This window comes from Streptomyces sp. NPDC057428 (genome assembly GCF_042803195.1).
Classification (GTDB): domain Bacteria; phylum Actinomycetota; class Actinomycetes; order Streptomycetales; family Streptomycetaceae; genus Streptomyces.
In genome coordinates this window covers 82,729-94,800 of the sequence record NZ_JBHVCT010000016.1, presented here as the reverse complement: position 1 = coordinate 94,800, position 12,072 = coordinate 82,729, and the positions used below count along the sequence as shown (strand labels likewise).

Sequence of the window (12,072 nt, the reverse complement as noted above, 5' to 3'; positions counted from 1 at the left end):
CGCGAGGCGGACTTCGTGCGCTTCACCACCGACCTGCGCATCCCACCCACATCCAACCAGGCCGAACGCGACCTGCGACCATCCAAGATCCAAGAGAAGATCTCCGGCCGGCTCACCGACCTGGCCAGCACGGCCGACCGCTACCTGATCCGCGGCGCGCTCTCCACCGCAGTCAAACACGCGGTCAACCCGCTGACCGTGCTCCGCGATGCCTTCACCGGCACCACCTGGCTACCCCCAGCAGCAGCCCTCATCTGACCGCCCACACCCCAGCCGTTGACCACCGGTCACCGGCCGTCACCCCATGCCCGAAACCGTCACGCAACGCGGTCACGCTGAATGCTTACCTTTCGATGCTCCTGAACGGCGGCGGGGTCAGCCAGCTCAAGACGGCCCGCACGCGCATCGTCGGCCCGCAGCCCACGGGCTCACCGAGCCCCTCCAACCTCGCCCACCTCCGCCCGCTGGATCAGCTCGGCCGGAGCACCTCGGACAGGTCGTACCGCACCACTTCCTCCAGCTGCCCGTATGTGCAGTCGGTGGCGGTGCGGTCCGGCCGCCACCGCCGGAACTGCGTGGTGTGGCGGAAGCGGTCGCCCTCCATGTGGTCGTACGCCACCTCGCAGACGCGCTCCGGGCTCAACGCCACCCAGGACAGGTCCTTCTTGCCGGACCAGCGGCTGGGCGCGCCCGGCAGCCGCGACCCCTCGTGGGCCGTCGCGTCCGCCCACGCCGACCAGGGGTGCGCGGCGGGGTCGATGCGCAGCGGGTCCAGTTCCTCCAGGAGTTCGGCGCGCCGCTTCATCGTGAAGGCCGCGCACACCCCGACGTGCTGCAGCGCGCCTTGGGCGTCGTACAGGCCGAGCAGGAGCGATCCCACCACCGGGCCGCTCTTGTGGAAGCGGTAGCCCGCCACCACGCAGTCGGCGGTCCGCTCATGCTTGATCTTGTACATGGCGCGGGTGTCCGGTCTGTACGGCAGATCGAGCGGCTTGGCGACCACTCCGTCGAGCCCGGCGCCCTCGTAGCGCTCGAACCAGTCCTGCGCGAGCGTCTGGTCCGTGGTCGACGGGGCGAGGTGGACCGGCGCGGAGGCCCCGGCCAACGCCCTCTCCAGGACCGCGCGGCGCTCGGTCTGCGGAGCGGGGAGCAGCGACGTGTCGTCCAGCGCGAGGATGTCGAAGGCGACGAGGGCGGCCGGCGTCTCCGCGGCGAGCAGCCGCACCCGGGAGTCGGCCGGGTGGATGCGTTCGCTCAGCCGGTCGAAGTCCAGCCGTCCCTCGTACGGCAGGACGATCTCGCCGTCGATCACGCAGCGGGCCGGCAGGTTCTCCCGCACGGCGGCGACCACCTCGGGGAAATAGCGGGTGAGCGGCTTTCCCGTCCGGCTGCCGATCACCACCTCGTCACCGTCCCGGTGCACGATCGCGCGGAAGCCGTCCCACTTCGCCTCGTACTGCATCCCCGGGGGGATCGCGGACACGGACTTGGCGAGCATCGGCTTCACAGGAGGCATCACCGGCAGGTCCATGGCCCGATTCTCACCCGCCGTACCGGGTGCGTCTTCCGATATGCGGCATATGTGCGTGCCGCCTACGGTGTTCGGCATGGGTGCAGGAGCAGCTTTGGAACTGGATGTGGACGGCCGGACCGTACGGCTGTCCAACCCGGACAAGGTGTACTTCCCGGACAAGGGCTATACCAAGAAGGACGTGGCCGACTACTTCCTGGCCGTGGGACCCGGCATCCTGCGCGCGCTGCGGGAGCGGCCGACCACGCTCCAGCGGTTCGTCGACGGGGTCGAGGGCGACTTCTTCTACCAGAAGCGCGCGCCCAGGAACCTCCCCGACTGGACCCCCACCGCCCGGATCGAGTTCCCCAGCGGCCGGCACGCCGACGAGATGTGCCCCACCGAGCTCGGCGCCGTCCTTTGGGCGGTCAACCTCGGCACCCTGACCTTTCACCCCTGGCCTGTGCGCAGGGCCGACACCGACCACCCCGACGAGCTCCGCATCGACCTCGACCCGCAGCCCGGCACCGACTACGCCGATGCGGTGAGGGCCGCCCACGAACTGCGCTCGGTCCTGGACGACCACGGCCTGCGCGGCTGGCCCAAGACCTCCGGCGGGCGCGGCATCCACGTCTTCGTGCCGATCGTCCCCGAGTGGACGTTCACCCAGGTGAGGCGTTCGGCCATCGCCGTCGGGCGTGAGCTGGAGCGCAGGATGCCGGACCGGGTGACCACCGCCTGGTGGAAGGAGGAACGGGGCGAGCGGATCTTCGTCGACTACAACCAGACGGCCCGTGACCGCACCATCGCCTCCGCCTACTCCGTGCGCCCCTTCCCGCACGCTCCGGTCTCCGCACCGCTGCGCTGGGAGGAGGTCGACGACGCCGAACCCCGCGACTTCGACCTCCGGTCCATGCCCGCGCGCTTCGCCGAGGTGGGAGATCTGCACGCCGACATGGACGACCACGCCTTCCGCCTCGATCAGTTGCTGGAACTCGCGCGGCGGGACGAACACGACCACGAACTCGGCGACCTGCCCTATCCGCCCGAGTACCCGAAGATGCCGGGCGAGCCGAAACGCGTGCAGCCCAGCCGCGCCCGCCACGACGACGGGAACCCCGCATGACGTCCGGAGAGGCCGGCCATCACGGGGCGCACGGCAGGCCACTGACCCGGCGGGAGAAGTGGGAGGCGTACAAGAAGTCGCCGTACTTCCCCGCCATGGTCGTGGCTCTCATCATCTCCGCCTCGGCCGGACTCTTCGCAGCCTCCTACACCTACGCGCTCGCGAACCCGACTCCGCGCGAGATTCCGGCCGCCGTCGTCGACAATGCCCGGGCACCGCACACGAAGGAGTTCATCGCGGGGATGGAGGACGCGCTCGACGCCTCGCTGGATGTCCGCCGGTACCCGGACGCCACGCAGGCCCGGGACGCGCTCGACGACCAGAAGGTCTTCGTGATCTTCAGGACCGCCGGGCAGGGGGTGTTCATGCAGGTCGCCGGCGCCTCGGGCTCGACCGTGGCCCAACTGCTGGAGCAGACAGGGGCGAAGGTGGCGCGCACCACCGGCGTCCCGCTCAAGGTGCAGGACGTCATGCCCCTCCAGAAGGGCGACCCGCGGGGCCTCGCCCTCTTCTACATCTCGATCGCCGCCGTCATCATCGGCTTCCTCGGAGCCATCCAGCTCAGCGTGCACGCGCGCGCCCTCAACCCGCTGGAACGCATCCTGTTCACCGTGAGCTACTCGCTGCTCGGCGGATTCGCGATCGCCGCGATCGTGGACTGGGGGCTCGAGGCCCTCGATCTGCCCTTCGTGCAGTCGTGGGCGATCCTCGCCTTCACCATGTTCACGTCGGGCATGGTCTTCACGATGTTCAACACCCTCATGGGGCGCTGGGCGATCATCCCGACCTGGGGTGTCATGGTGCTGCTCGGCAACCCGTCGTCAGGCGGAGCGGTGTCCTGGCCGCTGCTGCCCTCGGCCCTCGGGCACATCGGCCGCTGGCTGCCACCCGGCGCCTCGGTCAACGCGCAGCACACGGCTGTCTACTACCAGGGCCACCAGTACGTATTCCCCTACTTCGTGCTGACGATCTGGGCGGTGGTCTCCTGCACGGTCTTCTGGGTGTGGCGCCACCGGCATCCGGGAGGCCGTGGCCGCATGCCCGAGCATGCCGCCACGGCCTCCCGTCCGCGTCTGTGACCTACAACTCCTTGATGCGGATGTCGCGGTAGGAGATCACGTCCGTGGTGCTGTGGACCTGGAGTCCGACATAGCCGGAGGCGTACCGCCGGCCGTCGGTCCCCGGGTCGTCGCCCCGCGGCGGCTCGAACAGCTGTCCGCCGGTGTTGTCGAACTCGTTCAGCAGGACACCGTTGCGGTAGACCGAGTAGTGCTGGTCCACCACCCGGATCTCGTAGTCGTTCCAGGTGCCCTTGGGCGTGACCCCGGCGCCGCCGAGACCCACCCGGTCGAATCCGTAGAGGGACCCGGTCTTGTACATGTCGCCGTCGGGCCGGTCGTTGATCTGGACCTCATGGCCGTACTTGATGGCGACCCACTCCGGACGGGACTCCTCCGGGTGGTCGTGGACGTTCGGGAAGCGGACGAAGACCCCGCCGTTGGCGTTGCCGGCGTCCGGGGCGTCGTCCCGCCACTGGAGCTTCAGCGAGAAGTCCCCGAACTGGCGGGACGGGAACCACAGCATCCCCATGCCGTCGACGGTGGTGGAGCTGGTGATCGAGCCGTCCTCGGTGTTCAGCCCGAACTTCCCGCCGCCGACCTGCTCCCACTTCGCGAGGGACGCGGCCGTGCCGTCGAAGAGCTTGGTGTAGCCCTCGTCCTGGCCCGGCTTGCCGATGCCGGACTGCTTGGCCGCCTTGTAGATCTTCTTGTGCTCACGGGTGTCGATGACCCCGTCGGTGAGCAGCCTGTCCAGGACCTTGTCGACGTGCTTGAGGAACAGTGCGTGCGACGACCAGTCCTTCTCGTCCTCGATCAGCTCGTTGATCGTGCAGCGGTTGCCCGTGAGCCGGTTGGGGACTCCCGAGTCGACCGTCCCGACGATGACGGTGAGCCGCTCGTCGTACTCCGGGCAGTTGGGCGGCGGCACTCCGCCGCTCTCGGCGATGGTGAACGAGGACTGCTTCGCCGCGGAGGTGTTGCCGGCCTTGTCCGTCGCCCGGTGGGCGAAGGTGTGGTAGCCGACACGGTCCACGATGACGGGGGAGGTGTAGGCCAGGTAGGGCCCGCCGTCGAGGGAGTACTCGATCTTGTCCACACCCGAGTCCGCGTCCGTCGCGGTGACCGTGGCCTTGGCACTGGTGATGAACGCGCCGTCCGAGTTCTTGTCGCCCGTCACCGCCACGGAGGTCACCGGCGCCGTCTTGTCCTGCGACGGCGGCTCCACGACCGCGAAGTCGACGGACTTCTCGGCCGCCACGTTGCCGGACTTGTCGGTGGCGCGGTAGCGGACGGTGTGCGAGCCCACCTCGTGCACCATGACGGGAGCGGTGTACGCCTGCCAGGCTCCGTCGGCCCCGATGGCGTACTCGATGGTGTTGACGCCCGAACCGGTGTCGGACGCGGTCACGGTGACCGTGGCCATGCCGAGGTAGGCGCCGGCGGCGTCCTTCTCGCCCGAGACGGTCGCCGAGGTCTCCGGCGGCGTCTTGTCGTCCGTCGGGGGCGCGGCCACCGCGAAGTCGACGGACTTCTCTGCGGCGGCGTTGCCCGCCTTGTCGGTGGCGCGGTAGCGGATCTTGTGGGTCCCCACCTCGTTCACCACGACGGGCGTGGTGTACGGCTGCCAGGCCCCGTCGGCCCCGACCGCGTACTCGACGGTGTCGACGCCGGAACCCGCGTCGGTGGCCGCGACGGTGACCGTCGCCTGGCCGATGTACGCGCCGTCGGAGTTCTTGTCACCGGCCACGGTCGCGGAGGTCTCGGGAGCGGTCGTGTCCTCGCCGCTCCCCTCGGTCACCGTCAGGATGCCCTGCATCGACCCGTGGCCCGGCATCGTGCAGTGGTAGAAGTACCGTCCGGGGGTGAGGGTCACCTCGACGCTGTGCTTGCCGCCCTCGGCGTCACTGGGGTTGGCCAGGATGTTGACCGTGACGTCGTTGTTGAACTCCACGTCCGAGACGCTGAAGGTCAGCGTGTGCGGCATGCCCGTGGTGTTGCCGGTGGCCGCGCTGTTCTCGAAGACGAGTGTCGCGGCGCCGGCCACCGCGGTCTTGGGCGCCGACAGATAGTGGTCGATGGGGTCGCCAGCGGTCCAGGTCAGGATCTGGTCGGCCGCGGCCGCAGCCCGGTCGTCCTCCCGTCCGTACGCCGCTGTCGAAGCCAGCCCGAGGACCATCAGGAACGAGCCGAACAGGGCGAGCCACCAGTGTGCGGGCCCGTACCGCTGTCGGGCGAGGAGCGTGGGTCGTCTCACTGCGCTGCCGCCTTCCTGGCCAGGTCTGCGGCGGCCGGGGTCGGACCGCCGCCCTTGTAGGTCACGCGCCACAGCGCGGACTTGGAGTCGGAGGTGAAGAACCCGCGGCCGTAGTCCAGGACGTAGAGCGAACCGTCCGGGGCGAACTTCCAGTCCATCAGGTTGCGGATACCGGTCGCGCCGACCGGGATGATCTTCTTGAGGGACTCGGCGTGCGTGGGCAGCCCGCCCTTGCCGACGGTCTTCGGGTCGGTCAGCACGGCGTGGCGGGGCTGGGTGTCGTCGTAGAAGTCACCGACGAACCACTTCCCGTCCCAGTACGAGGGCCACTTGGCCTCGCTGGTGCTCGCCGCGTCGTAGCGGTACACGGGACCGTTCATCGTGGCCTGGCCGCCGCCCTTGAGCCAGGGAAGGAGCTGCTTCTGGTCCTCGACCTTGTAGCTCGGGATGCCGTTGGCGTCACGCGGGTAGTCGACGCCGCCGCCCTGGGGCGAGTACCAGATGGTGTTCGACGTGATCGGCGGGAGCTTGACCAGACCGTCGTTGTTCGGCGACTCGTTCCTCGGAGCGTCGCAGTCGTACCAGCCGAGCGGCTTGGACGGGTCGGGCAGGTTGCGGTCCCGGTAGGGCTGCTTGTTGCCCATGCAGTACGGCCAGCCGTGGTTGCCGGCCTTGGTGATCGCGGCGAACGTGTCGTACTTCGCCGGACCCCAGGTGGTGCTGGGAGCGCCGGCGTCGGGGCCGACCCAGCCCGCGTACAGGGTGTCCGTCGACTTGTCGATGGAGATGCGTGCCGGGTTGCGCACGCCCATCACGTAGATCTCGCCGCGGGTCTTGCCGCCGCCCTCGTCGGGCTCCTTGCCCGTGAACAGATTGCCCTGCGGCAGGGTGTACGTGCCGTCGTCCTCCGGGTGGATGCGCAGGATCTTGCCGTTGAGGTTGTTGGTGTTGCCCGCGGTGCGGCGGGCGTCGGCGAAGGACACGCCCTTGTAGTTCGGCTGCGGGTTGTTGCCCGAGTAACCGTCGCTGAAGCCGGAGGAGTTGTTGTCCCCGGTGGCGATGTAGAGGTTCTCCTTGGAGTCCCAGGCCATGCCGCCGCCCGCGTGGCAGCAGCTGTGGATCTGGACCGGCCAGGACAGCAGCACCTTCTCGGACGCCAGGTCGAGCTTGTTCGTGGCGTGGTCGAAGGTGAAGCGCGAGACCTGGCGCACCGCCATCTGCTTGTCACGGTCGATCTTCGCGTGCGGGGTGTAGTGCAGGTACACCCAGCCGTTGGTGGCGAAGTCCGGATCCAGCTCGATGCCGAGCAGGCCCTCCTCAACCTTGACCAGTTCGTCGCCGCCGCCCTTGTTGCCGAAGATGCTCAGCCGGCCGGCGAGGGTGACCTTCTTGGTCGCCGGGTCGTAGACGTGGATCTCGCCCCAGCCCTTGCCGACGTCCGGGTTGTTCCAGTCGGTGACCACGGGCACGCTGCTGTCCGCGCCGCCGCGCCCGATGTAGAAGACCCGCCCGTCCTTCGCCGTCACCAGGCCGTGGGGCTCACCGATCTGGTCGTTCGTGCCGGGCTGGTTGGGCTGGGTGAGGCGCTCGGCCGTGTAGTTGGAGTCGATCGTGGCCTTGCAGTCGGCCTGCGAGGTGCGGCTCGTCCAGGCCAGCGCGCCGCGCAGGTGGTCCCGGAAATCGGTCTCCGCGAAGCTCGCCGCCGTACCGCCCATGGCGGTGTAGAACGACCGGCCGCCGTCGTAGTCGCGGCACCAGGAGACCGGGTGGTCCCAGCCGTTGGCGCTCTTGCCCGGGGTGTAGGTGAGCTCGCGGACCCGGGCCACGGTGTGCACGGCGCCGGACGGGTTGGTCTTCCAGTTCAGCCAGGTGTCCGGACGCTTCCACTCCAGCGGGAGGTTCTTCGTCGCCGGGTGCTGCCGGTCGCCGATCTCCACGGTCGCGCGCTGGACGGCCGTGGGGCTGTCCGCCGCGGGACGGGCGCCGACGAGGCCGGTGAACCAGTCGGAGTACGGCTCGGTGCGCGCCGCGTCGTGGATGCCGAGGAAGCCGCCACCGGCCTCCATGTACGCCTCCAGACCCGCTTCCTGCTCCGGGTCGAGGACGTCACCGCCGCCCGTCAGGAAGACGACGGCGTTGTACTTGCCGAGCTGCTTGCCGTTGGTGAAGACCCCGGCGTCGTCGGTGGCCACGGTCTTGAAACGCCCGGCTTCCGGACCGCTGAGCCCGATCTTCTCGATGGCCGCGATCCCCGCGTCGACGGTCGGCGACTCGTCGCCGGCCGAGGCGTGGAACACCAGCACCTTGACGTTGGCCCCGCCCGGCGGCGAGGGAAGGGACAACGTTGTCGCCATCCGTTCCTTGAGCCCCGGATCGGGATACGGGCTCGCGGTGGCGTTCCCGCCCAGCAGGGACGCGGTCAGGGCCCCGATCCCCACGGCCGCCGCGATCCCGCGGCGCGATCTGGACCTGCGATGTGGTGTGCGCTGCATGTGGTCACCCACCCCTCTTGGTCGCTTCTCCGGTCACTTCTTCGTCACCGCACCTCTGCGGTCACTGCGACAGCGCACGAAGCTAGACCTCTTTTCGCGGCTCGCCAATAGGTACGGCAGCATTCGAACGAACTTTGTCCTGAGTGTGGATAAACGAGGGCCCCCCAGCTACCGTGTGGCCGTCCAAGGGGTGCAGTGCGTCAGTTTCCTTATCTCAGTGGGGAGTTAGACATGGACCGAAGGACCTTCAACCGCCGGATGCTGGTGGGCGGCGGCGTTGCGGCGGCGACCGGGGTGACATCGATGTCACTGGGAGCGGTCCAGGCCACCTCGGCGGAGAACCCGGCGAAGACCGCGCCCGCCGGAGGAGTCGTACGCCATCTCAAGCTGTTCGCCGAGAAGTTGGCGGACGGGTCGATGGGCTACGGCTTCGAGAAGGGCAAGGCGTCGGTCCCAGGCCCACTCATCGAGATCGTCGAGGGCGACACGCTGCACATCGAATTCGAGAACACCACGGACGTCGACGCCAGTCTCCACGTCCACGGCGTGGACTACGACATCGCCAGTGACGGCACCCGCATGAACCGGAGCCACGTCGAACCCGGCGGCACGCGCACCTACACCTGGCGCACGCACGCCCCCGGCCGCCGCAAGGACGGCACCTGGCAGGCGGGGAGCGCGGGCTACTGGCACTACCACGACCACGTCGTCGGCACGGACCACGGCACCGGGGGCATCCGCAAGGGTCTGTACGGGCCGCTCGTCGTGCGCCGCAAGGGCGACGTCCTGCCGGACAAGACGATCACCATCGTCTTCAACGACATGACGATCAACAACAAGGCGGCCCACGAGGCCCCGAACTTCGAGGCGACGGTGGGCGACCGGGTCGAGGTCGTGATGATCACGCACGGTGAGTACTACCATACGTTCCACATCCACGGGCACCGCTGGGCCGACAACAGGACGGGCCTGCTCACCGGCCCGGACGACCCCAGCCGGGTCGTCGACACGAAGATCTGCGGACCCGCCGAGTCGTTCGGCTTCCAGGTCATCGCCGGTGAACACGTGGGGGCGGGCGCCTGGATGTACCACTGCCACGTCCAGAGCCACTCCGACATGGGGATGGCCGGGCTGCTGCTGGTCGCCAAGGCCGACGGCACGGTCCCCGGATACGACCCGCCGCACCACGCCGCCGGAGCCGCCGAGGCGCACGAGCACTGAGGACCGCCGCAGTGCCGCCGCCCTCCCGTCGGCAGGGGCCTGACGGCGGCCCGTGGACGCACCGGCGGACTCGGACCCCGACGGGAGCCCGCCCGCACCCTCCGGGGCGCGGGCGGGCGCGGCGGGGCTGCGGTTGTCAGCGCCCGGTGCAAGACTCGATGAGTGTGGGAAGGCCCGTGCCACGCGGCGCGCGGTCACACGTGACACGCCCGAGGAGCACACCATGCTCGACCCGTCCTTCGAGACCGGCGCCCCCAACTGGATCGACCTGGGCACCCCCGACATCGACGAGGCCACGGCCTTCTACAAGGGCCTCTTCGGCTGGGACCTGGTGCCCGGCGGCCCCGAGACCGGCGGGTACGGGATGTACCAGCTGAGGGGCAGGACGGTCGCAGGCGTCATGACCGTGTCCAAGGAGCAGGGCAAGCCCGCGTGGTCCGTCTACTTCCAGACCCCCGACGCCGACGCCACGGCTCGGACGGTCGAGCAGGCGGGCGGCACCGCGGCGTTCGCTCCGATGGACGTGCTGGACTACGGGCGCATGGGCGGCTTCACCGACAGTGCGGGCGCCTACTTCGGAGTCTGGCAGCCAGGCACGAACACCGGCCTCGGCATGATCATGGAGCCGGGCGCGCTGATCTGGTCCGAGCTGTACACCCCCGACGTGCCGGCGGCGGCCGCGTTCTTCCACACGGTCTTCGGCTGGCAGACCGGGGCGATGCAGTATCCCGGCGGCTCGTACACCATGATCCGCCCCGCCGGCACCGAAGACGACACGTCGTCGTTCGGCGGGCTCGTGCCCCTCGACCAGGCGAAGGCCCGGGCAGCGGCCGGACCGCACTGGCTGCCGTACTTCGCGGTCGAGGACGCCGACGCGACGGCCGCCGACGCGGATCGCCTGGGCGGCACGGTGACCACGGACGCCACCGATGTGCCACAGGTCGGCCGGATCGCGACCCTCGCCGACCCGGCGGGCGCGGCGTTCGCGATCATCAAGCCCGCACCGATGCCCTGACCCGTGCACGAACTCGTCAGCGTGCACGTCGAGTAATCGTTGATCACCTGTTTATCGCGACAGGGCACCGTGTCCCTCATGACGATCAACACCACGACAACCGAAGAGCTCTCCTGGCAGGAGACGGCGCTGTGCGCCCAGGCCGGGCCCGAGTTCTTCTTCCCCGCACCCGGAAGCTCCACCCGGGAGGCCAAGCAGCTGTGCAACGCCTGCGAGGGCCGTACGGCCTGCCTGGAGTACGCACTCGCCCACGACGAGCGTTTCGGCGTCTGGGGCGGGCTCTCCGAGAAGGAACGGGAGCGGATGCGCAGAGGCCGCCGCGAGGCGAGCTGACCGGCTGGGCGGGACCAGGGGTCGTGAGGCGGGCACCGCCCATCCGGTGCTGTCCTCCGGAGCGGGTGGAGTCGTCAGCCCATGCGGAAGGTCTCGCCGTACACCCGCCACACCAGCGGCTTCTCCAGGCCCAGGTTTCCCTCGCGCAGGAACACCCGCTGCGCCGTGTCGATCCGGCTCGTGTCGCGCTGCACCTTCCGCGCCTTGATCGCCGATCTGCTTTCGTCGAGGAAGGCGTTCAGGTAGGTCTTCTCGTCGCCGCCCTCCGCGGCCGTGTCCGCGGACGCCATCGCGGCGTCGCGGATGCCGTAGAAGCCGTCGGCCTCGACGCCGGGCCCGTGCAGCACCATCGCGTCGTAGTAGACGAACTGGCCCAGGGTGCCGAGGCCGTCCAGCTTCGCCAGCCTGACCGCGGGCTCGAAGTACAGCTTGTCGCGCGTGCGGTCCTGCGCCTTCCGGAACGCCGGGTCGTCGGCGGCCGCACGCCACGCGTCGGTGAAGCCGGGGTCCAGACCCTCGTGGGAGTCGGTTCCGTCCACCTCGCGCAGGGCGGGGAGGAACCGCGCGAGCGGATTGTCCGGGTGGCCCTCGGTGTAGGACTCGACCAGCTGCAGCATGTCGTTCGTCCCGGAACAGAATCCGATGATCCCCGCCGTGTAGCCGGTGCCGTCGCCGATGTCCTCGATCGCCCCGTACTGGCTGCGCCAGTCCAGGGTGGACGCTTCGGCGCTGGCCACCAGCCGGGACGCGGTCTCCTTCATCGAGGGAGCGGCGAGGCCGGGCGGCAGTGATGCGATCCGCTCCGCGCTCTCGTCCACTCCGGGCGTTTCCGTGTTCCCGCCCGTGGCTCCGGCGGCCTGCTGGACCACGGCGGGTGGCTCGGAGTCACCACTGTTGAGGAGGATCGAAGCAACGATGGCTATCGGCGCGCCGATAAGAACAAGGCGGGTCACAGGTTTCACCCGGACGAGAATACGTTCCGTGAAGCCGTGGGGGCGGCTCAACCGGAGAGGCGGCGCACGCAGGAGCGCACGCCGCATCTCGCCGCGGTTCGGGGAGC

At 69.5% G+C, this 12,072-nt stretch carries 10 protein-coding genes; 6 read left to right on the top strand and 4 right to left on the bottom strand.

The window, feature by feature from the left end:
• The coding region (locus tag ACFU5K_RS09450; protein ID WP_384058563.1) for a transposase at positions 1-258 on the top strand (258 nt) is incomplete at its 5' end.
• Positions 259-469: 211 nt separating this feature from the next.
• Here the strand turns inward: ACFU5K_RS09450 and ACFU5K_RS09445 are convergent.
• Entirely contained in the window at positions 470-1,531 is a 1,062-nt protein-coding gene (locus tag ACFU5K_RS09445) for an ATP-dependent DNA ligase (RefSeq protein WP_384058561.1), read from the bottom strand.
• Between the two features lie 94 nt (positions 1,532-1,625).
• On the opposite strand from ACFU5K_RS09445, the gene ligD reads away from it, so the two are divergent.
• Entirely contained in the window at positions 1,626-2,636 is a 1,011-nt protein-coding gene (gene ligD, locus ACFU5K_RS09440; protein WP_384058573.1) for a non-homologous end-joining DNA ligase, read from the top strand.
• Entirely contained in the window at positions 2,633-3,715 is a 1,083-nt protein-coding gene (locus ACFU5K_RS09435) for an ABC transporter permease (RefSeq protein ID WP_384058559.1), read from the top strand. Before ligD ends, ACFU5K_RS09435 begins: the two co-directional genes overlap by 4 nt.
• A gap of 1 nt (position 3,716) precedes the next feature.
• Here ACFU5K_RS09435 and ACFU5K_RS09430 read toward each other — a convergent pair whose 3' ends face one another.
• Together ACFU5K_RS09430 and ACFU5K_RS09425 are read right to left on the bottom strand one after the other, a co-directional pair.
• Positions 3,717-5,951, bottom strand: coding sequence for an OmpL47-type beta-barrel domain-containing protein (locus ACFU5K_RS09430; protein WP_384058557.1), 2,235 nt, complete (start codon positions 5,949-5,951; stop codon positions 3,717-3,719).
• Entirely contained in the window at positions 5,948-8,443 is a 2,496-nt protein-coding gene (locus tag ACFU5K_RS09425) for a ThuA domain-containing protein (protein WP_384058555.1), read from the bottom strand. Before ACFU5K_RS09425 ends, ACFU5K_RS09430 begins: the two co-directional genes overlap by 4 nt.
• A 231-nt stretch (positions 8,444-8,674) precedes the next feature.
• On the opposite strand from ACFU5K_RS09425, the gene ACFU5K_RS09420 reads away from it, so the two are divergent.
• From ACFU5K_RS09420 to ACFU5K_RS09410, 3 genes are all read left to right on the top strand, one after another.
• Complete coding sequence (locus ACFU5K_RS09420) at positions 8,675-9,664, top strand: multicopper oxidase domain-containing protein (RefSeq protein ID WP_384058553.1); 990 nt, start codon at positions 8,675-8,677, stop codon at positions 9,662-9,664.
• A 223-nt stretch (positions 9,665-9,887) separates the two neighbouring features.
• Positions 9,888-10,679 carry a VOC family protein gene (locus tag ACFU5K_RS09415; RefSeq protein WP_384058551.1) on the top strand — a complete coding sequence of 264 codons (792 nt, stop codon included), beginning with the start codon at positions 9,888-9,890 and terminating at the stop codon, positions 10,677-10,679.
• A gap of 78 nt (positions 10,680-10,757) precedes the next feature.
• Complete coding sequence (locus tag ACFU5K_RS09410) at positions 10,758-11,012, top strand: WhiB family transcriptional regulator (protein ID WP_384058549.1); 255 nt, start codon at positions 10,758-10,760, stop codon at positions 11,010-11,012.
• A 74-nt stretch (positions 11,013-11,086) separates the two neighbouring features.
• Here the strand turns inward: ACFU5K_RS09410 and ACFU5K_RS09405 are convergent, their stop codons facing one another.
• Complete coding sequence (locus tag ACFU5K_RS09405) at positions 11,087-11,965, bottom strand: chitosanase (protein ID WP_384058572.1); 879 nt, start codon at positions 11,963-11,965, stop codon at positions 11,087-11,089.
• Positions 11,966-12,072 lie beyond the last annotated feature (107 nt).